This window comes from Knoellia sp. S7-12, assembly GCF_040518285.1.
Lineage (GTDB): Bacteria > Actinomycetota > Actinomycetes > Actinomycetales > Dermatophilaceae > Knoellia.
This window is the reverse complement of record NZ_CP155449.1, coordinates 1,886,275-1,912,199: the sequence shown is the minus strand read 5'-3', so window position 1 is coordinate 1,912,199 and position 25,925 is coordinate 1,886,275. Positions and strand designations below refer to the sequence as shown.

General features: G+C 66.4%; 22 protein-coding genes. 5 read left to right on the top strand and 17 right to left on the bottom strand.

What is annotated here, in order from left to right; genetic code table 11:
- Nucleotides 1-464 precede the first annotated feature (464 nt).
- On the bottom strand, nt 465-1,379 hold the full coding sequence (locus V6K52_RS09215) for a tyrosine-type recombinase/integrase (RefSeq protein ID WP_353953562.1): 915 nt from the start codon (nt 1,377-1,379) through the stop codon (nt 465-467).
- Between the two features lie 461 nt (nt 1,380-1,840).
- Between V6K52_RS09215 and V6K52_RS09210 the strand changes: the two genes are divergently transcribed.
- The gene (locus V6K52_RS09210) at nt 1,841-3,571 is read left to right on the top strand and encodes a serine/threonine-protein kinase (RefSeq protein ID WP_353953561.1); all 1,731 of its coding nucleotides are present in this window, start codon (nt 1,841-1,843) and stop codon (nt 3,569-3,571) included.
- 113 nt (nt 3,572-3,684) lie between these two features.
- Here the strand turns inward: V6K52_RS09210 and V6K52_RS09205 are convergent, their stop codons facing one another.
- From V6K52_RS09205 to V6K52_RS09195, 3 genes are read right to left on the bottom strand one after another with little or no spacing between them, the layout of a single operon-like run.
- On the bottom strand, nt 3,685-5,541 hold the full coding sequence (locus V6K52_RS09205; protein WP_353953560.1) for a hypothetical protein: 1,857 nt from the start codon (nt 5,539-5,541) through the stop codon (nt 3,685-3,687).
- Complete coding sequence (locus V6K52_RS09200) at nt 5,538-5,996, bottom strand: ABC-three component system middle component 2 (RefSeq protein WP_353953559.1); 459 nt, start codon at nt 5,994-5,996, stop codon at nt 5,538-5,540. The genes V6K52_RS09205 and V6K52_RS09200 overlap by 4 nt, the downstream gene beginning before the upstream one ends.
- The gene (locus V6K52_RS09195) at nt 5,993-7,081 is read right to left on the bottom strand and encodes an ABC-three component system protein (protein ID WP_353953558.1); all 1,089 of its coding nucleotides are present in this window, start codon (nt 7,079-7,081) and stop codon (nt 5,993-5,995) included. The genes V6K52_RS09200 and V6K52_RS09195 overlap by 4 nt, the downstream gene beginning before the upstream one ends.
- 220 nt (nt 7,082-7,301) lie before the next feature.
- On the opposite strand from V6K52_RS09195, the gene V6K52_RS09190 reads away from it, so the two are divergent.
- Entirely contained in the window at nt 7,302-7,835 is a 534-nt protein-coding gene (locus tag V6K52_RS09190) for a hypothetical protein (RefSeq protein ID WP_353953557.1), read from the top strand.
- 455 nt (nt 7,836-8,290) lie between these two features.
- Here V6K52_RS09190 and aroB read toward each other — a convergent pair whose 3' ends face one another.
- The 5 genes from aroB to V6K52_RS09165 all read right to left on the bottom strand — a co-directional run bounded on the left by aroB (nt 8,291) and on the right by V6K52_RS09165 (nt 13,237).
- Nucleotides 8,291-9,355, bottom strand: coding sequence for a 3-dehydroquinate synthase (gene aroB, locus V6K52_RS09185; RefSeq protein WP_353953556.1), 1,065 nt, complete (start codon nt 9,353-9,355; stop codon nt 8,291-8,293).
- Nucleotides 9,352-9,879 (bottom strand): shikimate kinase, encoded by a 528-nt coding sequence (locus V6K52_RS09180; RefSeq protein ID WP_353953555.1) that lies wholly within the window; start codon nt 9,877-9,879, stop codon nt 9,352-9,354. Before V6K52_RS09180 ends, aroB begins: the two co-directional genes overlap by 4 nt.
- Nucleotides 9,873-11,096 (bottom strand): chorismate synthase, encoded by a 1,224-nt coding sequence (aroC, locus tag V6K52_RS09175; RefSeq protein WP_353953554.1) that lies wholly within the window; start codon nt 11,094-11,096, stop codon nt 9,873-9,875. Before aroC ends, V6K52_RS09180 begins: the two co-directional genes overlap by 7 nt.
- Before the next feature lie 62 nt (nt 11,097-11,158).
- Complete coding sequence (locus V6K52_RS09170) at nt 11,159-12,709, bottom strand: SPFH domain-containing protein (RefSeq protein WP_353953553.1); 1,551 nt, start codon at nt 12,707-12,709, stop codon at nt 11,159-11,161.
- Nucleotides 12,710-12,748: 39 nt separating this feature from the next.
- The gene (locus V6K52_RS09165; protein WP_353953552.1) at nt 12,749-13,237 is read right to left on the bottom strand and encodes a hypothetical protein; all 489 of its coding nucleotides are present in this window, start codon (nt 13,235-13,237) and stop codon (nt 12,749-12,751) included.
- Between the two features lie 197 nt (nt 13,238-13,434).
- Between V6K52_RS09165 and V6K52_RS09160 the strand changes: the two genes are divergently transcribed.
- Nucleotides 13,435-13,959, top strand: coding sequence for a hypothetical protein (locus V6K52_RS09160; RefSeq protein ID WP_353953551.1), 525 nt, complete (start codon nt 13,435-13,437; stop codon nt 13,957-13,959).
- 59 nt (nt 13,960-14,018) lie between these two features.
- A complete protein-coding gene (locus V6K52_RS09155; RefSeq protein ID WP_353953550.1) occupies nt 14,019-16,133 on the top strand; it encodes an MMPL family transporter in 2,115 nt (704 codons plus the stop codon).
- A gap of 26 nt (nt 16,134-16,159) precedes the next feature.
- Here V6K52_RS09155 and V6K52_RS09150 read toward each other — a convergent pair whose 3' ends face one another.
- From V6K52_RS09150 to alaS, 7 genes are read right to left on the bottom strand one after another with little or no spacing between them, the layout of a single operon-like run.
- On the bottom strand, nt 16,160-17,632 hold the full coding sequence (locus V6K52_RS09150) for a cryptochrome/photolyase family protein (protein WP_353953549.1): 1,473 nt from the start codon (nt 17,630-17,632) through the stop codon (nt 16,160-16,162).
- Nucleotides 17,633-17,660: 28 nt separating this feature from the next.
- Nucleotides 17,661-18,098, bottom strand: coding sequence for a GNAT family N-acetyltransferase (locus V6K52_RS09145; RefSeq protein ID WP_353953548.1), 438 nt, complete (start codon nt 18,096-18,098; stop codon nt 17,661-17,663).
- Nucleotides 18,095-18,793: an A24 family peptidase gene (locus V6K52_RS09140; protein ID WP_353953547.1), complete on the bottom strand. Its 699-nt coding sequence runs from the start codon at nt 18,791-18,793 to the stop codon at nt 18,095-18,097. The genes V6K52_RS09145 and V6K52_RS09140 overlap by 4 nt, the downstream gene beginning before the upstream one ends.
- Nucleotides 18,793-19,611: a shikimate dehydrogenase gene (locus V6K52_RS09135; RefSeq protein ID WP_353953546.1), complete on the bottom strand. Its 819-nt coding sequence runs from the start codon at nt 19,609-19,611 to the stop codon at nt 18,793-18,795. Before V6K52_RS09135 ends, V6K52_RS09140 begins: the two co-directional genes overlap by 1 nt.
- A complete protein-coding gene (gene mltG, locus V6K52_RS09130) occupies nt 19,605-20,768 on the bottom strand; it encodes an endolytic transglycosylase MltG (RefSeq protein WP_353953545.1) in 1,164 nt (387 codons plus the stop codon). Before mltG ends, V6K52_RS09135 begins: the two co-directional genes overlap by 7 nt.
- Nucleotides 20,765-21,283, bottom strand: coding sequence for a Holliday junction resolvase RuvX (ruvX, locus tag V6K52_RS09125; protein WP_353953544.1), 519 nt, complete (start codon nt 21,281-21,283; stop codon nt 20,765-20,767). Before ruvX ends, mltG begins: the two co-directional genes overlap by 4 nt.
- Nucleotides 21,280-23,973 carry an alanine--tRNA ligase gene (gene alaS, locus V6K52_RS09120; protein ID WP_353953543.1) on the bottom strand — a complete coding sequence of 898 codons (2,694 nt, stop codon included), beginning with the start codon at nt 23,971-23,973 and terminating at the stop codon, nt 21,280-21,282. Before alaS ends, ruvX begins: the two co-directional genes overlap by 4 nt.
- Before the next feature lie 166 nt (nt 23,974-24,139).
- Between alaS and V6K52_RS09115 the strand changes: the two genes are divergently transcribed.
- Complete coding sequence (locus V6K52_RS09115) at nt 24,140-24,424, top strand: hypothetical protein (protein WP_353953542.1); 285 nt, start codon at nt 24,140-24,142, stop codon at nt 24,422-24,424.
- A gap of 25 nt (nt 24,425-24,449) precedes the next feature.
- Here the strand turns inward: V6K52_RS09115 and V6K52_RS09110 are convergent, their stop codons facing one another.
- Nucleotides 24,450-25,823 carry a replication-associated recombination protein A gene (locus V6K52_RS09110; protein WP_353953541.1) on the bottom strand — a complete coding sequence of 458 codons (1,374 nt, stop codon included), beginning with the start codon at nt 25,821-25,823 and terminating at the stop codon, nt 24,450-24,452.
- Between the last annotated feature and the right edge of the window lie 102 nt (nt 25,824-25,925).

Sequence of the window (25,925 nt, the reverse complement as noted above, 5' to 3'; positions counted from 1 at the left end):
CCCCGGCGACTGGTGCGGAACGGAACCCAGCCAAAGCGCGAGACCCGTGGCTGGGGCGGGGACCATTCCCAGGCCCTCGGCGATGATCGTTGGAAAAGAACCTCGAACACTGAGCAGTCCCCCGTCCGAGGCGCCGTCTTGGCTTCGTCCTCGCGCGGCGGAGGCAACGCTCGACAAGAAGCCACTCGGGTTCCATCGATCCCCGATGCCGCGCAGGTGATTGCGCGCGCCTGAAAGCGCCTGAATCAAGAGTGACCCCTCGCATGCAAGAGTGCTGTTATTCGCAGTGGCTTCGAGCCTACCCGGGAGCCCTTCAGGTCACCGGACTTTGGACGAGAGCCCTCTCGAGGCAGTTCGAACCCGCGTCTGGCTGCGCTTCAGCCAACGTGCTCGGCAGAGCATCTGAGTCTAGGGCTGCGCCCATAGTGGGCGGAGTTGACGCGGCCGCAGCTAAGCCCTTCGCTTCAGACGCCGGCGACGTAGGCGGTCAGGAAATGGACGCCGTGTCGGTCGAGGTTGCCGCGTGCTCTGTCGTAGTGCTCGGTGGTTCTGGGGTCGGCGTGCCGGGCCAGGATCTGGGCATCCCGCAGGGGAACGCCCGCGTCGAGGGCGTTGGTGATCGCGGCGTGCCGCAGCGAGTGCGGGCTGATGTGACGCGGGATGCTGGCGGCCTTCGCGATCCGGGCGACCATCCGGTAGGCGTCGCGCCGGTCGATCGGTTTGCCAGTGAGCGGCCGGAGGATCAGTGGCCCACTGGTGCGCTCGCCCCGGCATGCCTCCAAGACCCGCAGCACAGGAACGGTAATCGGCATCGTGGCGGGCTTGTTGCCCTTGCCCACCAAGTGCAGCACCCGGTGTCCACGCAGGGTGTCGGCGTAGTCCTCGATCCGCACCGCGGCAGCCTCCGAAGCGCGCAGGGCGTTGATGCCGAGCAGATATGCCAGGGCGCCGTGGTGAACGGTGATGGTCTGGGCGACTTGGAGGAAACGGATCAGCTCCAGTCGGTCCAGACCCTGGGTGCGGGATTCGTCGCGGTGGACCTTGGGCAGCCTCGCGTAGACGGCCGGGTCGGCGGGGATGAGACCGTCGATGTGCGCGAACCGGAAGAAGCCCCGGACGCCGTGCATCATCGTCACGACTGAGGAGTCCATCAGGCCCCGATCCCCGAGGCTGCGGATGTACAACTCGACGTGGGCCCGCTGGATTCCCACCAACGGGTCCAGGGCGCTCGCTTCACACCAGGCGAACCACTGCCGCAGCTGGAACGCGTAAAGGGTGTGGGTGCGCCCGGAGTAGCGGGCCAAGAACGAGACCGCTGCCAGTTGGGCGGTCGACATTGATGACGGCTGGAACGGAAGCAGAGTCGTTGGAGCGGACATGGCGTCACCTCATGCGGCGACCGCGAGAGGCCAAGGTCACGCCCGCCGCCAACGCGGCCCAGGCACCCGAACCGCAACGACGGTAGACCCCGTTCGCCGAAGCAGCGAGTCCGCAGGCGGCGAAGTGACCCATGGCGGGTTGTCATGTGGGCTGGAGAGTGAGGCACCTCCGGCCCCGCACTTGCGAAGGTGCGACGCAAGGCCCTTAATAAGGCCTAAGCCATCGCTGCGCTAATGCTTTGCGAGTTGGGCGCCATACTGAGCGACCTCACAGCCATCGAGCAGTTCGGAGCCATGGTTGACGGGCGCGGACGCTTGCCACTCTCGCGACGGCTCCAGTCAGTCGTCGTGTCGCGCGTGGTCCATGATGGCTGGGTCGAATCGGGCGGTTGCGCATAACAAGAGTCAGCCTGGCCCCGTCGTTCGCTCGAGGCCAGTCCGATCAGGAGGGAAGGTGGGCGTTGTCTCTCAAGAAGGGGCATAGGCTGACATGCAAAGGCATTGACTACGAACTGCAGACGACCGTTGGCGGTGGCGGGGCAGGCGACGTGTGGCTTTCTGAGGCCCAGGCAAAACTCTGGGCCGTCAAGCTGCTCAGAGTCGGCGCCGATGAGAAAAGGGTCGAGCGGTTCAACCGCGAAGCGTTGTTTCAAGCGAGTTGTCGTCACGACCACATCGTCCCTGTCGTGGCGAGGGGTGAGTACGAGGATCGACCCTTTTACATCATGCCCTTCTACCCGGACACTCTTCGCGGCGTCATCGACCGAGGGGAAACGGACGCCAGCACGCTCCTGTCGTACATCCAACAGATTGGCGCGGCGCTGCAATTCGCGCATGAGCGTGGGGTCGTGCACCGCGACGTCAAGCCGGAGAACGTGCTCATCGATGGCGCGTTCGCGGCCCTAGCAGACTTCGGGATAGCTCACTTCGCGGACTCCGCCCTAACGTCCGCGGGTGAACTTGTCGGCAACAGGGACTACCGATCTCCAGAACAACGGAAGGGGCAAGACGCCCGCGACGTGGGACCGGAAGCCGATGTCTACGCACTGGGCATGATCGTCCACGAGTGCTTCACTCGAGAGCTACCCGTCGGCCCTCGTTATCGTTCCATCGAGGCGTCCCATCCGCTTATGTCCTACCTCGACCCCGTAGTGACACGCATGCTGGCGCAGAGCCCAGGCGACCGGCCCGCGATTGCAGACATCCTGACTGACATCCGGTTCTTGGAGGCGAAGAAGGCGGACGATATCGACGACATCCAGGAGGCACTCCGGCTGGACCATGACGACCCACCTGGTAGCGCTGCCCGGTTCGACGCGCTCTTCCGGCAGGCAAGCGAAGACATCTGGTACGCGGCGCGCCTCATCAGAACGAAGACACCTGACGAACTTACGCAGTACAACGGGAACTGGCACATGCGTTTGGGGTACGACGCGGATGCCTTCCTCGTGAATCCGTGCGTGCAATCGCGACTGATCGACCTGTGCCAGCGCAAGTTCGACTACGAGAGCAACACCTATACGCGCGGCCAACCGTATTCGCCGCTTGACCTGGACGGCGAACCTAAGCACCGGGAGTTGTTTGTCCAGGCGCAAGCCTTGGTTTCGGAACATTGGCTGCCGCCGGCCGACGATCTGAGTGGGCGCATCCTGAAGACATTCGCGTCGTGTGCCGATTACCACTGCGTAGAACTTCTATCAGACGCTCGTCAGATAGTTTCCGAAGTGCGCAAGAACTTGCTGGACGTCCCGATACTTTGGCTGGCTACGTACCTTGCGATGAACGCCCCGAGAATCGCAGACGTCAATAATGTCACGGATCGCATTCTGATCAACTGGCAACGCTCAAGAACGCTCGACGAGAACCCGGATGATCCCAGGCTCTTCACTCAGCCCCATCCTTTGCTGGACCCCGGGCCAGTAATGGCGGCGTTCAGGGCGTCGTGGGATGTCTCTATATCGAAGGTCGGCGACGAGTGGTTCTCCGTCTTGTTCCGCACGCCAGGCGAGTATCGGCGATTCCGCCAGCATTCCCTCAGCCTGGCGAGGCCGCGATCTTTGTTCGAAGCCGACGTAATGGACCTGTTCCATGGTGCGGTCTCTGCTGGTGGCATCACGCAAATACAACTGAATTCAGGGTTCGATGTCCGCAGCACTCTCGCCAAGATCCTCGGCCTTCGAGACGACCTCTGACGGACCGGAACGGCGAGATTGTGGTGCGCGCCCCGCGATGTGACGCAACTAAGTTCGACCAGGGCTCCCACCTGCGCGCTGGCGCCACCACATCCTGAGGATGACGGCCAAATCTATTTCGGCGGAGAACCGAGGCTTTCATCCCCCGAAGCGGCAACCTTATAGAAGCCCCACCGCCCCGAATCGTTGCCCGAGAACTCGTAGGTCGTCCCTCGGGTGACGGATTGGCCTGGATCCACATTCTCGAAAACGATGGCCTGGCCGAGAAACTCCTGATCCAAATATCGATAGAACGCGTAACCAACTTCATCGTCGATGAGTTCCGTGTCACCCTTTTCCACCTTGGGAGACTTATATGTGACCAGGGGCGAGTCGAGGACCACGAACCCCGGGTGTGGAAGGCCCTTTCGGATGCAAAGTTGCGCGAATGCAACAACCTGCGCGGCGTAAAGGATCGCGCGTACGCCCTTTCCGCGCTCGGACCGTCGCTTGCCCTCCAATGAGGCTTCCAAAGTCTCGGGAACGATGTGGGCGGTACTTGCCCCCGGGACGCTCCACGCCGCTAGCACCCGGGCAACCTCCTTGGAGTATTCGGATAGGGCCACCGGGGACATCTGGAGATTAGGCAGTTGCTGACCCTCGATATTCTGGATCTCGGATCGAAACTCGTCGATGGAATCCAGCTGCTCATATTTTGCGAGCGTCGTGTCCAAGGACGCTAGCTTCTGGCTCAATTCGGCGATCTCAGTTCTGACGGGGGCTACCACCCCTTCAGCGGCGGCAAGACGTGAAGTAGCAGCAAGGATGGCAAGTTGGGCATCCTGAGCCGCTCCCTGGGCCGCCGAGAGTTCCTCCTCGAGTTCGCGCATCGTCGAGCGTAGACCGTCGGTGAGCATCTCGATTCTGAAGCGCTCCCGGCGAACAGCATCCGCTATAGACCCGTCATTTTGATCTGCGTGAATTGCGTGTTCAGCGTGCGCAGTCGGTTCGGTCTCCACGTCTAGGGATTGGCCGCACAGCGCACACGTCGACGTCTCATGGAGATTGAGAATCAGGGCACCTTCCTCCACTACATCGAGCCGCTCCATGTCACTTTGATACTGAGCGTTAAGCACCTCGAAGCGCGCGAGGGACTCAGAGATCTCCGCTGCTCGGCTACTCGCTGCCGCACCGCTTGCGGAAACGTCGGAGCGCGATTGGAGAGCCGAGTCGAGCTCTTGCAGGGCGGGTTCCAGGTGAGCGCTTCTCTCCTCTACTGCCGCCGCCAGCTTCTGACGCATGCCCTCAGCCTCTATGCGGGAAGGCTCGTTCTCGAGTTCCCCAAGGAGCCGCCCCATGAGGCGGTCCAGAAGCTTTCGCTGCTCTTTACTCAGTGCCTTCTCTTTGATTCTCGCGCCCTTGACCTGCGCCGGATCGGACGCACCGTTAAGGATGCAGCGCACGAGAGACCGCTCCTTGGTACCCGTTTCAAACTTACCAGATGAGAAAGGTGGCGCCTTTCCAAGGACGCCATCCTCATCTCCAAGGACCAAGTGGAGAACATCGCGAAAACTAACGGTGTCGGTGTCGCCGTTCTGGTTCCTGATCACTACCCACTCGTCCGCGCCCATCGCGGCAAGCATCAAACGCGAGATATTGTCGGATGCAGACACGGAATGTCTCGTCTTGAGTGACCGGCTCGATGAATCTTCCGAGACACGCTCAATCGTTTTGCTATCGAAGCGCCTCCGAAATGTCTCGAGCCCCTCTGATTCGGAGACCTGGCAAACCATCTCGACCGCCGTGAACTCCTTTGCCTCAGGCAGGACTCGAATGTCCGCCTGTGAACCAAATACGAAGTCAATTAGGTCCAGCAAATATGACTTTCCGGTGTCGGATGCACCGTGCACCACTGTTAGGCCCTGCGCAAACTCCAAAGATGCCGCCGCGACTCCAGCCCCGGTCGCAGTGATTGACTTGATCCAGATCACTCGAGCGTCCCGTCGTCATGAGTGGCTGCTGGGCGAAGCTCGGCAAGCATAAGCTGCGCAAACGCTGCAACTAGGTCTTCGTCGTTCATTCGCCCAACCGTATTCGCCGCTTGCTGACAAGTAGCCCTCATCTTCAGGGCCGCCGGACTTTCCAGGAGTGATACGAAGGCCGGAGCGCTCTCCGTGGCCCTGAATCCTGCGCCCCCGTCTTCCGTCTCGGCCAGACCAGCTCGCAAGAGCACCTGCAGGCCGCTTCTCACGTTGCTCCTTCTCGTGGAGAGGCCTGTAGACGCTTGGCCGATCGGGGGCTGGATACCTTCTACGTCTGGCCCACCAAACAACACAAAGTGCTCCATCAATGCAAGCCTGTCAACGTCCAGCGGTTCCGGCCAAGCCGAGGTAAGCAGGCAAGCGGTGTGGATGCTCGATTCGAAGGGCCCGTTCAGAAGAATCATGGTGTCGCTACCCACCTCAGGCCCTCGTCACCCGCGAGCTGGTGGCAGGCGCCTTGTTTGTCTTTGATCTCGCTGCTCTGCACGAGGGCGTTTGCAGATATGTCGATCCGCGCAGCTTGAGCCATGGTGGCCCCGAGTCTGTCGTACCCAGAGGGGTAAGTTGCCTCACAAGTATCAACAACCCCCACGTACACATCCTCTTGGTAGGCGTCATACGCCCCCGGGGGGAGCAGGTCCCTGACGTGACGCTTCAATGTCTCGGCACTATAAAATGCCTCGCGTTGTCGAAGCAGATGGTTTGATACGCGAGTGTCCTTTACGCATGTCTCAAACGAGTCTAGTTCCGTCCCGTATCTTTCCGTGTAGACGGGCCAAAGCGCGCTTAGGTATGGGGCCTCTTCGCTAGTGGGTGCCTCGGGGACCGGTTCCGGCGTGGGTTTAGGTGGCATGCCGCCACCAAAGCGCAAGACGTACCGGTCTGTTTGCTTATGAGAGCTCAACGCGTCCTCAACGGATATTTCACGGAACATCGCGAAATCGACGGACGCCGCGTAGGTCTCTACTCGGACGCGGTCTTCGCTGCTACTCGTGATGGTTTGCGTCTTTATGTCCGCCTGTAGCCGATCAAGAAAGGCTGCTCGGAGGTCCCTCCCGCCGTTGAGGTACTGCATCAACGAGGGGCCGCAACCCTTCGGTGCGACAAAGAAGTAGCGCTGGGGGAGCGCCCAGACGCCGTCCAGAACGGCCAGAAACAACTTGAAGATTTCTTTGTATGCATCCGCTGGCTCGAGGCTTCGGTTGTAATGCTTGCATTGGTACGCATCCCAGTCTCCAGCAAAGCCACTCTCGGACAACCAGCCGGCTACGTCGACTCCGCGATCACCGGCGCCGGAAATCCTTCCGACCTTGGCGTAGCCCGGGAGTATCGCGACCCATTCGTTCGTGAATTCTTCCCACTCATCGGGGTCGAAGATGCTTACAATTTTGGCTGGCGATCGAAAGCGTCCCATTTGCACTTGGGAAGCCAACAAAGGAGCAGCCACAGGTTTAGTTTGGATTTCCTCTAAGGACGCGGAACCACTCATGCACACCCCTCTAGTAGATCCCGACTGTCGTCACCGTACTTGATCCCTCCTACTCGCACTGCTGCGGCTCCCCGAGCGCTTCAGATCTGTTGGGATGTCACCCGTTGTCCGATGGCGGACCCGCCCGAAGTAGGCGTGGGGACGAGTTGCGGAGGGCGGACCCAGGAGGTCTTGCTCCTTGGTAGACGGCTTCCGCTCGCAGCCTGTCACCATCGTGGCCATGACGCTGCCCGATCTCGACCAGCCGCTCGCCTACCCTCACGACACCAGCGACCACCCCGGCGGTGGTCATTGCCTAGACCTCACGGCCTACGGAGATGCGGAGAGGTGGCGGCAGATCCTGGACCAACAGTTCTTGGCCTTCGCCCAACTGGTGGAGCGCGCGCGCACACCGTCGGAGGCCTCAAACGCCGGGTACGAGGTGACACGTCCGCTTCTCTTCTTAGCTCACCACGTGTGCGAGGTGGCGATCAAGGTGGGCCTGGCGACCCACCACGCCGAACCAAGACATCGAGAGCACTCCTTACCAACGCTTTGGACACGGCTCGAGGGGGCCCGAGGAACGGATCGGTTGAGTCGTTTCGAAGAATCCTGGTGCGAGCGTTTTGTGGTTCAGATGCACGCGATCAAGCCGCGCGGCTTTGACGGTCGGTACGCCGACGAGACAACTGCCGAGGAAGCCTGGTGTTGTCTGCACTTGGATCAGCTCGAAGCTTGCGTCACCGTTTTCGCGAGCCTCATGGTCAAGTCGTGAGTGGTGGCGCGGTCGGTGGCGGACGGGTGGCGCGGCGCGGAATTGACGCTGTGATGAGTAGGCCGCCGACCACGATTCGGGCGTCAAGAGACGCCACGCTCCAACGGCCACTCGGACCTCCCATCTTGTGCTTTCCGACGAGTTCGGATCGGCAGGGCGGTGGTAATGGGTTCGCTCGAATGTAGCCAGATCGGGCGCCGAGATGGCCTCCGCGCATAGGCGGCCGGCCTTCCCCAACGGTCGAAGCCGGGCAGGTTGAGTGGGCGAAGAGCACCGGGCTAAGTGGGCGGAAACGGGGCGCTCACTGTGGGCGAAAGGACGCGGACCACACAGTCGCCGCCGACGGCTGCGTGGTCTGGCGCTTCGCCGCGACTCACGCATGGATATGGGTCTCGGCCGATGGGGATCTAGTTGTCCCCGGCGTTCGGATCCTTCAACTGGCAGCAGGTCGGCGGTCACCCAGAGACGGCGGCGTATGCCGTGCGCAACTGGTCCTCAGTGGGACCTTCCAGCCTGACGGGCTTGGCGACGTCCTCGAGGACGACGAACCGCAGGAGTGAGCCTCGGGTCTTCTTGTCGCGGCGCATCGCCGTCTCAAGCTCGGCCCATTTCCCCGACTCATAGGTCGTCGGAAGCCCGACCGACTCCAGGGCGGAGCGGTGATGGTCCACGACGCCACGCGTGAGCACACCTGCCGCGCAAGCCAACTCGGCGGCGAAGACCATGCCGATCGCGACCGCCTCACCGTGACGGCGACGGTAGTGCTCAACGTGCTCGATGGCATGCCCGAAGGTGTGCCCGTAGTTGAGGATCTCGCGCAGCGAGGACTCCTTGAGGTCTTGGCTGACGACGTCGGCCTTGACCTGGATGGCCCGCTCGATGAGTTCAAGAGTGTGCGGCCCGTCGGGTCGTGTGGCCGCGTCAGGATCGCCGGCGATGAGGTCGAGAATGACGGGATCGACGATGAAGCCGGCCTTGATGATCTCGGCGAGCCCGGCGACGTAGTCCTCACGCGGCAGGGTCCGCAGGACGTCGAGGTCGCAGAGCACCGCACGCGGTAGGTGGAACGACCCGACGAGGTTCTTGCCCTCTGCCGTGTTGATGCCCGTCTTGCCACCGACCGCGGCATCGACCATGCCGAGCAGCGTCGTCGGCACCTGCACGACCGGGACCCCGCGCAACCAGGTCGCGGCGACGAACCCGGCGAGGTCGGTGACCGTCCCTCCCCCGACACCGACGACGACGTCGGTCCGGGTGAATCCGTGCCGACCCAGCAGCGCCCAGAGGTCGGCCGCGACCACAGCGGTCTTGGCGTCCTCTGCGTCAGGCACGCCCACGGCATACGCGTCAATGTCCCTGTCCCGCAGGGACGCTGTGACCTTCTCGCCCAGCGGGCGCATGGAGTCCGGGTGCACGACAAGGGCCCGTTGTACGCCGTCACCGATGACATCGGCGACCCGCGTGGAGCAGCCGGCCTCGATGACGACGTCGTAGTCGCCACCGACTGAGACGACGCTCATCGCTGTGACCGCAGGTGCTCGGCGATCTCACTCACGATGTCGGAGACCGGGCGCCCGGCCGTGTCGACATGGTGCGTGGCGACCTGGTCATAGGTGGGGCGTCGTTCGTTCATCAGCTTGGTCCAGGATGCCCGTGGGTTGATGGCGAGCAGCGGACGGCTCCCGTCGAAGCCGACGCGTTTGGCCGCGTCCGCGATGGTGACATCGAGAAAGACAACCACCTGGTCCGCAAGAACCCTCTGGGTCTCGGTGTCCATCGGCGCTCCCCCGCCGAGGGCCACAACGCCCCGCTCCACCGACGCGGATCGGGCGACCTCGGCGCGCTCGAGCGCCCGGAACGCCGCCTCACCCTCGAGGACAAAGATGTCGGAGATCGAGCAGCCCTGGTCCGCCTCGATGGCGGCGTCGGTGTCGTGAAAGGGCACGTCGAGCTCAGCGGCGAGCGCCTCGCCGATCGTCGTCTTGCCCGCACCGGGCGGTCCGATCAAGATGACGGTCGGACTGCCCTCTCGTCGGGTCACCACGAGCGCATTGTCTCGGGGATGGCCGCAAGGTATGCCGCATGGTTGCGTCGCGTCTCCTCGACCGAGTCCCCACCGAACTTCTCAACGCAGGCCTCCGCGAGCACGAGCGCGACCATGGCCTCTGCGACAACCCCAGCGGCCGGGACCGCAGAGACGTCGGAGCGCTGGTGGATCGCCTTGGCCTCGGCCTCGCCCGTGGTGTCGATCGTGTCGAGGGCTCGAGGGACGGTGGAGATCGGCTTCATCGCGGCCCGCACGCGGAGCACGTCGCCAGTCGACATCCCGCCTTCGGTGCCGCCGGCTCGCCCAGTGCGGCGCTGGATCGTCCCGGAGGCGTCGCGCTCCATCTCGTCGTGAGCGGCCGAACCGCGGCGCGCAGCCGTGCGGAAACCGTCCCCGACCTCGACGCCCTTGATCGCCTGAATGCTCATGAGCGCACCGGCGAGCCGTGCGTCGAGGCGACGGTCCCAGTGAACGTGCGATCCCAGGCCCGGGGGCAGACCGTAGGCGAGGACCTCGACGACGCCACCGAGGGTGTCGCCGTCCTTCTTGGCGGCTTCCACCTCAGCGACCATGGCTGCCGAACCGGCAGCGTCGAGCGTGCGGACGGGGTCGGCGTCGATCTCGGCGACCTGGTCGGGGGTCGGCAGCGCTGCGTCCTCGGCAACGCCGGCAGGCCCCATCGACACGGTGTGAGAGACCAGACGGATGCCGTAAGCCTGCTCCAGGAAGCGCGCGGCGACCTCACCCAGAGCGACTCGGGCGGCGGTCTCGCGGGCCGAGGCACGCTCGAGCACGGGACGGGCGTCATCGAAGCCGTACTTCTGCATGCCGACGAGGTCTGCGTGACCCGGGCGGGGACGCGTCAGTGGTCGGTTGCGGGCGATCTCCTTCTCGGCGTTGACGTCGTCGGACGCGGCATAGGCCTCGTCGGACACCGGGTCGGCCGACATGACCGTCTCCCACTTGGGCCATTCGGTGTTGCCGATGCGGATCGCGACCGGCGAACCCATCGTCAGGCCGTGGCGAACCCCGCCAAGGAACTCGACCTCGTCCTGCTCGAACTTCATCCGGGCACCGCGGCCGTAGCCGAGGCGGCGCCGGGCCAGAGCGTCAGCGAGGTCCTTGCGAGTCACCTCGACTCCAGCGGGTAGGCCTTCGATCGTGGCAAGGAGGGCAGGGCCGTGAGACTCGCCTGCGGTCAACCAACGGAGCATGGCACCGAGTCTCCCACGGCCGTGAGGAGCGCCCTTGCCATGTCCGGCGTCCGACCAGCGGGCTACTGGTCGAGCTGGGTGGCGCCCACGGCCGTGGGCTGGGGGGACGGGACCGAGCCGGCCGGGACGACCTCGTCCTGCTGGCCGGCATACTTCTTGATGAGTGACTCGAAGTCGAGACCGGTGGTGTCCTTGAGCAGGGCCATGGTCTGGACGATGTTGTCAGTCACCTGACGCGGGAGCTGGCCAGCGCCGTCGGTGGAGATGACCGTGAGCCTGTCGATCGCCGCCATCGGAGCCGCCACCTCGTGGGCCACTGCGGGCAGCACCTCGACGAGCATCTGGAGCACAGCGGCCTCGTTGTATCGAGCGAAGGCGTCGGCCTTCTTGGTCATCGCGATCGCCTCGGCCTCCCCAGCAGCCAAAGTAGCGGCGGCGCTGGCCTCACCCTCGGCCCGCACCGCATCGGCTTCGGCGATACGCCGCGACTTCTCGGCAGCACCACGGTTGGCACCCTCGATGGCCTCGGCCTCGGCGAGCGCCGAACGGCGCGACTTCTCACCCTCACCGGTCAGGCGCGCCTTCTCGGCCTCAGCCTCTGCCGCTGCGATCGAGGACGCCTTGCGGGCCTCGGCCTCGAGGATCTCGGAGGTCCGTCGACCGTTGGCCTCGGTCTCGACGCGGTAGCGCTCGGCGTCAGCCGGTTTGCGCACCTCGGTGTCGAGCTGACGCTCCTTGAGGGCCGCCTGGCGCACTGCCACCTTCTCCTGCTCGGCGAGGATCGCCTGGTCACGATCAGCCTGGGCCAGCGGCCCGGCCGCGGCGGCAGTCGCGCTCGCGGCGTCGGTCTCAGCCTTGATCTCGGCAGTCTTGAGTGCCAGCAGTCGCTGCGTGACCGCGATCTCCTGCTCGGCGGTGATCCGGGCCTGCTCAGCGGCTTGGCGGGCATTGGCCTCCGCGATGGCGGCGAGCTGACCGATCTTGGCCGCCTCGGGCCGGCCGAGGTCGGCGAGGTAGGAGCCGTCGTCGGTGATGTCCTGGATCTGGAAGGTGTCCAGGACCAGTCCCTGGCCGGTGAGCGAGGTCTCGGACTCGTCGGCAACCCGCTGCGCGAAGGCGGCCCGGTCGCGGATGATCTGCTCGACCGAGAGGGACCCGACGATCGAGCGCAGGGCGCCGGCGAGGGTCTCCTGGGTGAACGTCTCGATCTCGGCCTGCTGGCTGAGGAAGCGTTGCGCGGCGGCACGGATGGAGTCCTCGTTGCCGCCGACCTTGACGATCGCGACACCGTCGAGGTTGAGCTTGATGCCCTGCCCAGAGACGGCACCGCGGATCTGGACCGAGATCCGTCGCGACGACAGGTCGAGGGTGTGCGACTTCTGCACGAAGGGCAGGACGAAGACACCGCCACCCATGACGACCTTCTGCCCGGACAGGTCGGTGGACACCACCCCGGTCTCGAGGTTCTTGACCTCCTTGCCCTTGCGGCCGGTGACAAGGAAGGCCTCGTTGGGTCCGGCGACCTTGTAGCGGGTCGTGACGAGGAGCCCGAGCAGCACCACGAGGGCTACGAGGCCCAGGACAGCGAAGAGCGTGGAAGACAGGCCGAACATGGTGGGTGGTCCTTTGCTGTCAGCAGGAAGTGGTCAAAGTCAGGCGCGGGGAGCGACGCTCACCGAGGTGGGCGAGAGCACGCTGGTGATGGTGACCGGCGTGCCGGCCGCCAGGCCCCCGGGGCAGCGTGCGTTGAGCTGGGTGATGTGGCCCGAGGCGACGATCGAGATCTGGCCGTAGCCGTCCTCGGGTATCGCTCCGACGACGGTCGCGTCACGACCTGCGAGGTCCGCAGAACGCACGTTGGCCTCGTCGCCGCCCTTTTGAAGCTGCGACGACGCCCACCCCGCGCCCGCGCCGAGCACGAGCCCCGCGACGACGCCGCTGGCGATCGCGATCCCCATCGAGCCGGAGGCCTCGAGCGCCAGCGCCCCACCGAAGCCGAAGGCGCCGATGAACGCCGCGAGCGCCGACCCCGAGATGAGGTCCCCGCCGAACTCCAACGCACCGTCGAGAACGTCCCCCACGACGAGCGAGACCAGCAGCAGGAGAATTCCGATGCCACCGATGACGAGAAGCGCAACCATGAGTCGCATCCTAGGGTGCCGAAAGCGTCGGGTTAGGGCGGCCAGGCCAAATGGCTGCCGACGCCGACGAGCGGCCGGGCAACGATCACGCCTTCGAAGACCCCTGACAACCCGGTGCGGATCCGCGAGATCCACGACCGGCGGGCATCCCGGTTCCTCGTCACCGACGCTGCCACGACCCCCGCTACTCTCACGACATGACGACATCTCCCGCCGCGGCCGCGCCGTTCGCTCTGTCCGCGCGCATCCTGAGCGGCACCCTCATGGGCGCACTGGTCTTCATGGGCATGGCACTCTTCTTCGTCCTCGGCACTGAGGCGACTCCCCCGTTGTGGGTTCCACTCGCCCAGTTCGGTGCTGGCATCGTCATTCACTTCGTTGTGGAAGCGATTGGCTACCGGCCCCAACCGCTTGATCCGTCCATGAGCGACCCGGACGCCGCGACGGCGGCGCGCACCCGTTGGCAGAGCTCAATGATCCTGAGGTTCGCCCTCATCGAGGCCGTCGCCATTGCTTCGCTCGCTGCAGCGTTCGTCATCGATGGCGGGGTGTGGACATATGCAGTGGGCGCGCTCGTGTCCCTCCTGCTGATGGGTGTCCACGTCTGGCCAGCAGGGCGCTCGGTCGGCAAGACCGCCAATGCCCTTGAGTCGCAGGGACAGGCTTCCTTCCTGCGCGAGGCGTTCGGGCTGCCGATCCCCGGCCCCATCCAGCAGCACTAGGCCCCACGCATCCCGGTGCGTCCCATAGGCGCCTCCTTAGTACTCGATGAAGGGTCACGATGCGCACGTTCACCGACTGGGTGCTTCGCCACCGGATGGTGGTGGGACTGACATGGCTTGTGGTTGCGGTCGCCGGCGGAGCGCTCGCACCCACCACGCTGGACCGACTCAGCTACGAGTTCGCGCTCCCTGGCCAACCCGCTTATGAGACCAACATCGACATCGCAAAGGAGTTCGGCGGCGGCGGCGGGACGACGGACCCACTCGTCGTCATCGTTCGCGGCGATGAGGCGCAGTCAGGGGCTGTGGCGATTGCGCGATCCGTCGAGGAGGCGGTCGACGGCACGCGCACCGTCACGGCCAGCGCACCCGGTGGGCAGGCGCTGACTTCGGCTGACGGACAGGTGTCCGCGGCCATCCTGTACCCACCCGTGACTCCCGGGCCCGAGCCGTATGCCGCCGCTCAGCCGCAGATCGAAGGCGTGCTCGCGGGGTTCGATGCCCAGGCGCAGAACGGGGCCGACGCAGATCTGGAGACTGATCTGACGGGATTCCTGCTGCTGGCCGAGGGTGGCGGCGAGGGTGATCGTGGCGTCCTCGTCGAGGTGCTGCTGGGTGGGATTGGTGCGCTGGTCGTCCTCGTCCTCGTTTTTGGCTCGTTCCTGGCCGGCATACCGCTCCTGGTCGCGGCAGTCTCGATCTTGGGGACCTACTTGGCACTGCTCGGGCTGACCGGTGTCACCGACGTGTCCTTCGTGGTGCAGTATCTCGTCGCCCTCATCGGCCTGGGTGTCGCCATCGACTACTCGCTGCTCGTCGTCACCCGCTGGCGCGAGGAGCGCGCTCGCGGGCGGGACAACGACGACGCCGTCCGGGTGGCCATGCAGACCGCGGGCACGTCAGTGCTCTTCAGCGGCATCACCGTGGCGATCTCTCTCGCCGCGCTGATCGTCGTGCCCCTGCCGTTCCTGCGCAGCATCGGCCTCGGTGGTCTGCTGATCCCGCTGCTCAGCGTTGCGACGTCAGTGACGTTGGTGCCCGCTCTGCTCAGCGCTCTGGGGCCGCGGCTGCAATGGCCGCGCAAGACCCCTTCGAGTGGTCGCTCGCGCTTCTGGGCGAGCGTCGCGCGGGCCGTGCTGCGACGTCGGTGGTTGACGATCATCGGCTCCACCGCCCTGCTGCTTGCCCTTGCCGCGCCGGTGGCCGGGTTGACGCTCGGCTCCCCCCAGCTCGATGGACTTGCCTCCGACGCCCCGGCGTCGACAGCAGCGACCGCTGCGATCGACGCCGGTGTCCCCGCGGGAGTGCTGCGCCCGGTGGAAGTCCTCACCGCCAGCACGGATGCAGGCCCTCTCGCCGAGGACCTACGGCGCCTGGACGGCGTCGCCGCCGTCGCCGCACCGACCGAAGGCTGGACCACGAGCGGGTCAGGACCTGGCCAGTCCCTGATGCAGGTGTGGTTCGCCGACGACCCGGCCAGCGCGAACGGCAGGGACACCCTCGATCAGGTCCGCATGACCGCTGCCGAGGCCGGCGCGCGGGTTGGTGGCAGCCCCGCCGAGGACGCCGACTTCGTCTCGGCCGTCTACGGGAACGTCGTCTGGGTGGTGCTCGCAGTCGTTCTCGTGACCTTCCTGCTGCTGGCCCGAGCGCTGCGCTCGTTCTGGCTGCCGGTCAAGGCGCTGCTGCTCAACGTGATCTCGATCGGGGCGGCATACGGCGTGACCGTGCTCATCTGGCAGTGGGGCTTCGGCTCGGAGCTCCTCTTCGGGCAGCCCGCCACCGGGGTGATCACGACCTGGGTGCCCATTGCCGCCTTCGCCTTCCTGTTCGGCCTCTCGATGGACTACGAGGTGTTCATTCTTTCGCGCATCCGCGAGGCCTATGACGAGCTGGGCGACGTCGAGGGCACCGACCGGGCCGTCGTCGACGGCATCGCGCACACCGGGCGGCTGGTCACCTCGGCAGCGCTCATCCTGTTCCTGGCATTCATCGCCCTCTCGACCGTGCCTGCCGTCGAGGTGAAGATCCTGGCCACGACGTTGGCGATCGGCATCGCCATCGACGCGCTGGTCGTGCGTGGGCTGCTCGCGCCCGCTCTCGTCGGAGTGATGGGCCGAGCCAACTGGACCTTGCCGAAGGTGTGGGCAAAACTGCTGCGCGTCTCGCCCTAGGGCGTGGCGCCAGGGCCGGGCCGGCCTCAGGGTGCGCGGTTGCCACGCTCCTCCTCCTGCGCGACGAGCGCCTCCAGGTCCTTCAGCCGATCCAGGCCCTGGACGGCGCGTGACATCCGCTGGTTGCCGGACAGCTGGTCACGGTTTCGGTCGAGGAACCACCAGTAGCCGGCCGTGAACGGGCAGGCGTTCTCCCCCACCCGCACCTTGGGGTTGAACCGGCACGGGCCGCAGTGGTCGCTCATCGTGTTGATGTAGGCCCCGCCCGAGGTATAGGGCTTGGTGGCCATGACGCCGCCGTCCGCATGCTGCGACATCCCGACGATGTTGGGAACCATGACCCAGTCATAGCCGTCCACGAAGGCGCGGTGAAACCAGTCGGTCACCTGGGTCGGCGCCCACCCGCGCTGCATCGCGAAGGAACCCAGCACCATGAGGCGTGGGATGTGGTGGACCCATCCGTGCTCGGCAACCTGGTCGAGGGTGTGCGACAGGCACCGGGCATCGGTGGCCTTGGAGTCGAGCTCGGCAAACCACTGCGGCATCCGTTGCCTCGCCGCGAGCGCGTTGCCGCGACGGTAGGCCTGACCCTGGTGCCAATAGAGGTGCCAGACGTAGTCGCGCCATCCGATCACCTGGCGCACGAACCCCTCGACGCTTGCGATCGGCGCATCCCCCGCGAGGTAGGCCGCTTCGGCCCGCGCGACAACCTCGAGCGGGTCGAGCAGCCCCAGGTTGAGCGGCACGCTGAGCAGGCTGTGCGCCATCCACGGGTCGCCTTCCAGGATCGCGTCCTCGTGTGCACCGAAGTCGGGCAGCCGGTGCTCGACGAAGTGGTCGAGGGCGGCGAGCGCCTCGGTCCGCGTGGCCGCAAAGCGCCGCGGCCGGTCACGTCCGATGAAGCTCACCTCGCCGTCCCGCTCCCACCGGTCGAGGTCCTCACGCACCTGAGCGTCGATCTCGTCCTCGTCGGGCCACCACGGCGCGGTCACGCCAAGGCTGCTCGCGCCCTTGGGCGGAGGCTTGCGGTTGTCGTGGTCGAAGTTCCACTGGCCCCCGGCCGGGTCGGCGCCGTCCATGAGCACCCCATGCCGTCGACGCGCCTCGCGATAGAAGTCCTCCATGAGCAGGCGACGACCACCGCGTCCCTCCACCCACGGGGTGAAGTCCTCACGGCTGGTGGCAAATCCGCGCGGCGGCAGGACGCGCACGCCGAGCCGCTCGACGAGGCCCACCGCGGCATACGACGTCGGGTGGACCACCTCGACGTCGTCGAGCGTCCCCACGACCTCGCCGTAGGTGTCGGCGCGGTGATAGCTCACCCGGTCCCCCAGCTCGGCCGCCCGGTGCCGCATGGCCGACAGCACGAGGTGGGCCTTGGCACGATGGAACCGGCGGCGGGCGAAGACCGCTCGGGACTCAATCATGAGCACGGGGCCCTGGTGGTCATCGACGAAGTGCGGGCCGAGCTGGTCACCGAAGAGCCAGCGCGTCGTCATGGCCGCACGCTATCGCCTGCTGCTGGCGTCAGGCTGGGTGGCGAACCAACCAGACATCGACCGGATTCTCTCGCTCCCACACGAATCCGTGCCGTTCGTAGAGCCTGCGCGCGGGGCTGCCCTGGAGGACGTTGAGACGGAACGGCAGACCTTCTGGCGGTTGGCGCAGGGCCCACCGCAGGACCTCACCACCCAGGCCTCGACCCTGATGGTCGGGGTACAGATAGAAGTGCTCGATCCAGCGCTCCTCCTGCTCCGGCCGCACGGCGATGACGCCGACCACAGTCCCGGCGACGGTGATGACGTGCGTCAGGTCCGGCTGGAACCCGGTGAGGAAGCGCTGCCGAACCCGCGTCGCGTCGTAGCGCCCGAGACGTTCGAGGTCGGGACGCATCACCACGGCCCGCAGCTCGGCGATCCACGGGGCATCCTCCACCCGGGCGGGCTGGAGCGCGAAGCCGCTCACTGACCGAGGAATCCGGCAAGCACCGGTTCGGTCCACGCCACGGCGACGAAGACCCCGGCGCACATGAACGGCCCGAACGCCATCGCCGACTTGCGGCCGGCCCGCCCGGTGAGCAGCAGGACCATCGCGCCGACACCACCGAGGACGAACGCCGCCAGTGTGCCGACGACGACGTGGCCGACCGAGAACCAGCCGAGCAGCAGTCCGATGGTCGGCGCGAGCTGGACGTCACCACCTCCGAAACCCCCACCGGGCAGGAAGGCGAACGCGACATAGATCGCAGTCAGCACAACGCAGCAGATACCTGCCGTGAGAAGTCTGTCCCACTCGCCCGTGGCGATCGTCGGAGGCACCAGCAGCACCGCGAAGGCCGGCAGGGCCGGGCGCGTGAGACCGACCGGGAGACGATGGACGTCGATGTCGATCCAGACGAGACACACCGTGAGCCAAGCGAAGAGCAGGTATGCCGGCAGCGCGGCATACGCGGCCGTGTCACCGACCGTCTGGGTCAGGACGAAGACCAGGACACCGAGCAACGGAGCCGCCCACCACGACCGAGGGGGGTCGTGCGTGGCCTCGTCCTCGGGTATGCGGTAGTCGCCAGTGGCGAGGTGCTGCCCGGTGACGTGTCCGAGGGCCACGCCGCCCAGCGTGAGGATCGCCGCGGCGGCAAGGTGCACGGGCTGGCCGTCCATCAGCCAGCGATCGCCGTGCGGGCAGCCGCAAACATGACCTCAACCGGGCCCGGCCGGCCGGTGAACAGCTCGACCTGCGCTGCGGCCTGATAGACGAGCATGTCGATGCCCGATATGACCTCGGCCCCGGCGCCGAGGGCTGCACGCGCCAAGGGGGTCGGCCAGTCGGCATAGACGACGTCGAGCAGTGTCATCCCCTCGTACGTCGATCCCGACTCGTCCACGGCGCCGCCTGCGACATCGCTGGCAGCAGGCGGAAGCGTCGAGATGACCAGCCGTCGCCGCTCGTCGGCCCACCGCTCGAGGGGGATGTGTGTCGCTTCGACGCCGTGACGCGCCAGCAAGGTCACGAGCTCTCTGGACGCTTCGGCGTTGCGGGCAGCGACGAAGACGTCCCTCACCTCGAGTTCGGCGAGCGCCAGTGCCGCCGATCGGCTCGTGGCTCCCGATCCGAGGATCGTGGCACGACCATCGTGCTCGACGTGCTCGACGGCACGGACGATGCCGACGACATCGGTGTTGTGTCCGTCCCACTGGCCGTCAGCGCGACGCACGAGCGTGTTGATGGCACCTGCGTCGCGCGCGATCGTGGTCACTGTGGCGACCACGTCGAAGGCGGCCTCCTTCAGCGGCATCGTCAGGCTCAGACCGCGCCAGTCGTCACCGAGCTCAGTGACGACACCGGCCAACTGATCTGAGGTGACCTCACGACGACCGTAGGACCACTGCGAAAGGCCCAATGCGGCATACGCCGCAGTGTGGAGGGCAGGTGACAGCGAGTGCGAGATCGGCGAACCGAGGACGGCCGCTCTCAGCACTTGTCCTTGTTCGCTGCGCACCACTGGTTGAACTCCTGGACGTTGACATCGTGCTCGGCCTGCGTCACCGCGAACTTCGTCTCGCCCGTGGTCGGGTTGACTGCGACGAAGTAGAACCACGGTCCCTCGGCCGGGTTCGCCGCCGCCTCGATGGAGGCGGCACCGGGGCTGTTGATCGGACCCGGTGGGAGTCCCGTGACCTTGTAGGTGTTGTAGGGGCTGTTGGAGTTGCGCGCCTCGTTGGAGGTGCCGGCCCGTCCGCGCTTCTGCTCGATGTAGTGGACGGTGGAGTCCATCTGGAGCCGGCCGATGGTGGGACCGTTCGGGTCATCGAGCCGGTTCTCGATGACGCGGGCAACCTTGGCGCGGTCGGCGTCCCCGTTGACCTCGCCCTCGACGATCGACGCCACCGTGAGGATCCGCGCGTAGTCGTCCGGCTGCACGCCGGCCTTCTTGAGCTCGGCGAGCGTCATCGCGACCATGGCTTTGAGTTGGCTGGCCGCCGGCGTGCCCTTGTCGAACTCGTAGCTCGACGGGAAGAGGTAGCCCTCGACCTTGCCCTTGGCACTCTCGGGAAGTCCGAGAGCCGTCGTGTCCTTGAGGGCCGCCTCGTAGTTCGCGACGGGCACTCCGGTGGCCTTGCTGAGCCGCGGGATGATCTCGCTGGCCCAGAGCCCTTCCGGGATCGTCAGGCGTGGACCGCTGCGGTTGGCCGGGTCCGCGAGCAGCGTGAAGGCGTCGAGGGCCTTCATCCCCTTCTTGAGCGTGTAGGTGCCTGCCTGGATCTTCGCGCTCAGCTCCGGGTCCGCCGCAGAGGCGTCAAGGTATGCCGTGCGCGACTTCACGACGCCGGCAGACTTCAGGGTTGTCGCGATGGACTCCCCACTGTCTCCCTGCTTCACGGTCACGGCGACCTCACCGTCACCGGGTCCGGCGAAGTCCTCCCCCTCGGATCCGCCTCCCCCGGTGATCGAGGAGACGATCGGCTTGAGGATGGTGAAAGCCATGACAGTCGCGCCCCCCACGAGGACGACGGCCAAGATGATCGTCAGCAGACTGCGGCCGGTGCTTCGCTTCTGACGCTGGCGGCGGCGACGACGTGGCTCCTCGGGCGGGGGCTCCCCGAAGATCGTCGTGTCGAGGTGGTCCTGGGTCACCGTGGTCCGTCCTTCATCTTCGGCCTGCGCCGCTTCTGCCGCTTCACCGGTTCGCCCGGCGGGCGGCCCGAACTGCGTTCCTCATCCAGTGCGGCCTGAAGGATGAGCACCGCCGCCGCTTGGTCGACCACTGCACGCTGTCGACGTCCGGCGACACCACTGTCGCGCAGGGCCCTGTGAGCGCTGACACTCGTGAGGCGTTCGTCGACGAGACGGACGCCCACGGGTGTCACTCGGCGAGCCAACTCCGCAGCATACTTGCGCGCTGCCTCAGCGCTTGGACCTTCGTCCCCCGAAAGTGAACGCGGCAGACCAACGATGACCTCGATGGCGTCGCGTTCGGAGCTCAAGGCGACGATCTCGGCGACGTCGTCGTGCGCGACATCCGGGTCGGGCCAGATCCGGGTGAGGGTGGCGTGCGGTGTCGCCAAAATGCCCGAGGGGTCGCTGACGGCCACGCCGACACGCACGGTGCCGACGTCCACCCCCAGACGAACCCCGGGGCGGACGCTCAACCGACCAGCTCCCCGACTCGCCACTCGACGGCGTTGATGGCGTCACCGGACTTCGTGAGGTCCTGGCCTCCGCCCTGGGCGATGTCGTCCTTGCCACCGCCACCTCCACCGAGGGTCTGAGCAGCAATGCGCACGAGCTCGCCAGCCTTGATGCCCTTGTCACGCGCGGCCTGGTTGGTCGCGATGACGACGACCGGGCGGCCCTTGGCGCCACCGGTGACGGCGACGACCGAGGGCCCTGCTTCGCCGAGCTTCTGACGCGCGTCGAGCACCATGGCCCGCACGTCGTCCGCGCCGGCCTCGCCACCGGCGTCGTGACCAACGAAGCGGACACCCCCGACGTCCTTGGCGTTGTCGCTGAGGGACCCGGCCGCGGCGAGCACGGCCTGCTTGCGGGTGCGCTCGATCTCACGCTCGGCGTCCTTGAGCCGCGTGACCATGGCGCCAATGCGCTCGGTGAGCTCACCCGGCTGTGCACCGACGATTCCGGTCAGCTCGGCAACGATCGCCCGCTCGCGGGCGAGGTATCGCAGGGCGTCCATGCCGACGAAGGCCTCGACACGGCGGACTCCGGAGCCGATGGAGGCCTCCCCCGTCACCGTGATGGCACCGACCTGCGAGGAGTGACCGACGTGGGTGCCACCGCAGAGCTCACGCGACCAGGCGCCGCCGATCTCGACGACGCGCACGGCCTCGCCATAGGTCTCGCCGAAGAGCGCCAGCGCCCCGGCCTCACGAGCCTGCTCGAGGGACATCCATGCCGCCGACACAGGGAGGTCCTTGCGCACGGCGAGGTTGGCGACCTCTTCGATCTCGCTGCGGGTCTGCGGCGAAAGCGCCTGGCCCCACGCGAAGTCGAGACGGAGGTAGCCGGGCTTGTTGTAGGAGCCGGACTGCAGCGCCGACGGGCCGAGCACCTGGCGGAGCGCGGCGTGGATGACGTGGGTGCCGGAGTGTGCCTGACACGCCGAGAGACGCCAATCGGGGTCGACCTCGGCGAGGACGGGCGAACCAGCGCGCAGAGGTCCGTGGACGACCTCGACCGTGTGGGCGATGAGGCCCTTGACCGGGCGCTGGACGTCGACGACCTTGAGGTGGACCCCATCGGCGGTGATGATGCCCTCGTCCGCGATCTGACCGCCGGACTCGGCATAGAACGGGGTGCGGTCGAGCACAACCTGCCCCTGCTGCCCGGGCTCGATCTCCTCGACACGCTGGCCGTCAACGACGAGGCCCATGACCTTGGCCTCGCTGTTGAGTTCCTGCCACGCGCGGAAGTCGGTCTCGCCGGCCGCCCGCAGCTCCTTCCACACCTCGGTGTTGGCGTGGCCGGACTTCTTGGACTTGGCGTCTGCCTTGGCGCGGTTGCGCTGCCCCTGCATGAGGCGCGTGAAGCCCTCGCGGTCGACCGAAAGGCCCTGCTCCTCCGCCATCTCGAGGGTGAGGTCGATCGGGAAACCATAGGTGTCGTGCAGCTGGAAGGCCTGGTCTCCCGCGAGCGTCGTGCCACCGGACTGCTTGGTCTTCGACACCGCGGTGTCGAGGATCGTCGTGCCCGAGGCGAGCGTGCGACGGAAGGCCTCCTCCTCGGCATACGCGATCTTGCTGATCCGGTCGAAGCCGGTCTCGAGCTCGGGATAGGACTGCTTCATCCGCTCCATCGAGATCGGGAGCAGGTGCGGCAGCGCTGGCTCCTCGAAGCCGAGCAGGCGCATCGAGCGCACGGCGCGTCGCAGCATGCGGCGCAGGACATAACCACGTCCCTCGTTGCCGGGGGTGACGCCGTCGCCGATGAGCATGAGCGAGGACCGGACGTGGTCGGCGACGACACGCAGGCGGACGTCGTCGGGGTGGGACTCCTGCGCCGAGTGCCCGGAGTGGGCGCCGTAGGACTTGCCCGTCATCTCTGCAGCCTTGGCGAGGACCGGATAGACCTCGTCGATCTCATAGAGGTTGTCGACACCCTGCAGGACAGAGGCGATGCGCTCGAGGCCCATGCCGGTGTCGATGTTCTGTGCCGGCAGGGGGCCCTCGATGTCGAAGTCGTCCTTGGCGCGGACCTTCGAGAGCTCCTCCTGCATGAAGACGAGGTTCCAGATCTCCATGTAGCGGTCCTCGTCGACCGCCGGCCCACCTTCCTGGCCGTACTCCTCACCGCGGTCATAGAAGATCTCACTGCACGGCCCCCCGGGACCGGGAACGCCCATGTGCCAGTAGTTGTCGAGCTTGCCGCGGCGCACGATGCGCTCCATGGGGATCGAGGTGTACTCGGCCCACAGACGCTCGGCCTCGTCGTCATCCTCGTAGACCGTCGCCCACAGGCGGTCCGGGTCGAGGCCGTAGCCGCCGTCGTCCTGCGAGGTCGTGAGGAGCGCCCAGGCGAACTGGATCGCTTCCTTTTTGAAGTAGTCCCCGAACGAGAAGTTGCCGTTCATCTGGAAGAACGTGCCGTGACGCGAGGTCTTGCCCACCTCTTCGATGTCACCCGTGCGGACACACTTCTGCACGCTCGTGGCCCGCTCCCACTGCGGCGTCTCCTGGCCCGAGAAGTAGGGCTTGAACGGCACCATGCCCGCGTTGACGAACAGCAGGTTGGGGTCGTCGTGGATGAGCGGCGCGGAGGGCACCACCGTGTGACCGTTCTTCTTGAAGAAGTCGAGCCAGCGGCGCCGGATCTCAGCGGTTTCCATGTCGTGTCAGTCCTGAGGTTGAAATGCGTCGAGTCGAGTGCGTCGTGCCCGGGTGGGGCACCGGTGAATCCTACGGGTCGCACCTCGGCGAGCGCCGCTGCGTTCCTTGCAGTCGCCGACGAGCGCCGCTCGAGGCTCGCCTCCCCTCCTCTGCAGCGGTGCAACCATGACCGGGCTCGCCAGCGCGATCCTTTCCTTGGCGCTCTGGCTGCTCCCCCAGCAGGAGCGCCGACGCTATGCCGACGAGTTCGACCCCGACCTGCGGTCCCTGCCCGGCGGCGGACGTCTTGCGTATGCCGTGTCAACCGTTCTCGGGATGCCGCGCCTTCGCTGGGACTCCTCGCCCGTCTGGCGGGGCAGCCGGTGCCGTTCTGCTTCCTGGGATCCGCGGCAGTACACCCTGCGGGTCAACCCCAAGGGTCTGGGACCGGTGACGCCGCCTCAGCTATGACCTGAGGCGATGAGATGACAATGGGTCAAGTGCGCCCGCCGAGCCGATCCTTGAGCCAGGTCCAGCGCTCCTGCAGCCGCGCCTCGAAGCCGCGATCGGTCGGGTGGTAGTAGTCGGCCCTGCCGTGCAGGTCGTCCGGGAGGTACTGCTGACGGGCCACTCCGTCGGCCTCGTCGTGGGCATAGACGTAGCCCTTGCCGTGCTCGAGACGGGACGCACCGGCATACCCGCTTCCGCGAAGGTGAGGGGGCACGGCCCCGCCACGTCCGCCACGGATGTCGGCGATGGCGGCATTGATCCCGGCATAAGCCGCATTGCTCTTGGGAGCGAGCGTGTTGTGAACAACGGCCTGCGCCAGGATGATTCGCGCCTCGGGCATGCCGACCTGGGCGACGGCGTGCATCGCCGCCACCGCGGTCTGGAGAGCAGTCGGGTCGCCCATGCCGACGTCCTCGCTCGCCGAGATGACGATGCGCCGGGCGATGAAGCGCGGGTCCTCACCGGCCTCGAGCTGGCGGGCGAGGTAGTGCAGGGCCGCGTCGACGTCGGAGCCACGCATCGACTTGATGAAGGCGGAGGCGACGTCGTAGTGCTGGTCGCCGGTCTTGTCGTAGCGGACCGACGCCTGGGCCACGGCCTGCTCTGCGTGGGCGAGCGTGATCTCGATCGGGGTGTCGTCGTCGCGTCCGGCGGGCGCGTCATCCAGGGCCACACCGGCAGCCGCCTCGAGCGAGGTGAGAGCGCGGCGTGCGTCTCCCCCGGAGATGCGGACGAGGTGTTCGCGTGCCTGCGTCGACAGCGCGTATGCCGCGTCGAGACCGCGCTCGTCGCTCACTGCCGAGTCCAGCACCGCGGTGACCTGCTCGTCGTCGAGGGAGGTGAGAGTGATGAGCATCGATCGCGAGAGCAAAGGTGCGATGACGGCGAAGGACGGGTTCTCGGTCGTCGCGGCGACGAGGATGACCTGCCGTGTCTCGACCCCCGGGAGCAGCGCGTCCTGCTGAGCCTTGGTGAAGCGGTGGATCTCATCGAGGAAGAGCACCGTCTGGCGGTCATAGAGATCACGGTTGCGGGCGGCCGCTTCCATGACGGCCCGCACGTCCTTGACCCCGGCGGTGACGGCCGACAACTCGACGAACTCACGGCCAGCAGCCGTGGCAACGAGGTGGGCCAGAGTCGTCTTGCCTGTCCCGGGCGGACCCCAGATGATCGCGCTCAGCGACCCAGCAGTGCCCTCGGAACCCTCGATGAGCCGACGGAGCGGACTGCCGGGCCGGAGCACAGCCTCCTGGCCGCGGACCTCGTCGATCGACGCCGGGCGCATGCGCACGGCAAGTGGCGGAAGAGTCGCGGCACCGGTCCCCTCAGCGGAGGCGAAAAGGTCGTTGGGGGCCGGCACTCCCGCAGACTAACGTGCTGGTCAGACAGGTCACGCCGGTCAGACCAAGCCGACGGTGCGCCTGTGACGAACGAGGTGCGTAGGGTCATCAGATCCTCTGGC

Excerpts from the sequence above, each read along its gene's own strand:
- aroB (WP_353953556.1), bottom strand. The coding sequence starts at position 9,355 with ATGAGCGTCGTCTCAGTCGGTGGCGACTACGACGTCGTCATCGAGGCC.
- alaS (WP_353953543.1), bottom strand. The coding sequence starts at position 23,973 with ATGGAAACCGCTGAGATCCGGCGCCGCTGGCTCGACTTCTTCAAGAAG.
- V6K52_RS09150 (WP_353953549.1), bottom strand. The coding sequence starts at position 17,632 with ATGACGACGCGCTGGCTCTTCGGTGACCAGCTCGGCCCGCACTTCGTC.
- V6K52_RS09190 (WP_353953557.1), top strand. The coding sequence starts at position 7,302 with ATGACGCTGCCCGATCTCGACCAGCCGCTCGCCTACCCTCACGACACC.
- V6K52_RS09155 (WP_353953550.1), top strand. The coding sequence starts at position 14,019 with ATGCGCACGTTCACCGACTGGGTGCTTCGCCACCGGATGGTGGTGGGA.
- V6K52_RS09140 (WP_353953547.1), bottom strand. The coding sequence starts at position 18,793 with ATGGACGGCCAGCCCGTGCACCTTGCCGCCGCGGCGATCCTCACGCTG.
- V6K52_RS09200 (WP_353953559.1), bottom strand. The coding sequence starts at position 5,996 with ATGATTCTTCTGAACGGGCCCTTCGAATCGAGCATCCACACCGCTTGC.
- V6K52_RS09115 (WP_353953542.1), top strand. The coding sequence starts at position 24,140 with ATGACCGGGCTCGCCAGCGCGATCCTTTCCTTGGCGCTCTGGCTGCTC.
- V6K52_RS09160 (WP_353953551.1), top strand. The coding sequence starts at position 13,435 with ATGACGACATCTCCCGCCGCGGCCGCGCCGTTCGCTCTGTCCGCGCGC.
- V6K52_RS09170 (WP_353953553.1), bottom strand. The coding sequence starts at position 12,709 with ATGTTCGGCCTGTCTTCCACGCTCTTCGCTGTCCTGGGCCTCGTAGCC.
- V6K52_RS09165 (WP_353953552.1), bottom strand. The coding sequence starts at position 13,237 with ATGGTTGCGCTTCTCGTCATCGGTGGCATCGGAATTCTCCTGCTGCTG.
- V6K52_RS09195 (WP_353953558.1), bottom strand. The coding sequence starts at position 7,081 with ATGAGTGGTTCCGCGTCCTTAGAGGAAATCCAAACTAAACCTGTGGCT.
- V6K52_RS09215 (WP_353953562.1), bottom strand. The coding sequence starts at position 1,379 with ATGTCCGCTCCAACGACTCTGCTTCCGTTCCAGCCGTCATCAATGTCG.
- aroC (WP_353953554.1), bottom strand. The coding sequence starts at position 11,096 with ATGCTCCGTTGGTTGACCGCAGGCGAGTCTCACGGCCCTGCCCTCCTT.